We start from the raw sequence: 313 nt of genomic DNA, 5'->3' as shown, positions 1-313 counted from the left end.
AGCGTGCTGACGACAAGATCCGTACGTTCCAAGCAGATGCTTCTCGTGAAGCGGGTATCTTTCACCACTTGATTACTCTGCCTACGTACCACACTGCAGCGCTGTCTACTGACAACCTTGCTAAAGAGTACTTCGGTGACCAAGGCATGTTGGGCTACGTTGCTAACGTTCAACGTAAAGAGATCCGCCAAGGTATCGCATGTGTTAAACACCAAAACATGTCTGGTTCAGATATGGGTGATGACCACAAAGAGTACTTTGCAGGTGAAAACGCATTAAAAGCAGCGGGTGAACTAAATACATCGAACCAATT

1 pseudogene is annotated in these 313 nt (G+C 46.6%); it reads left to right on the top strand.

Features of this window, described 5'->3' with window-relative positions:
* Positions 1-313, top strand: a pseudogene (locus A3712_RS23150) (isocitrate lyase); the annotation flags it as partial.

Origin of the sequence: Vibrio sp. HI00D65 (genome assembly GCF_001635455.1) — a bacterium.
GTDB lineage: Bacteria > Pseudomonadota > Gammaproteobacteria > Enterobacterales > Vibrionaceae > Vibrio.
Note: the sequence above shows the minus strand (reverse complement) of the source record. Positions and strands in the feature narration are given on the sequence as shown.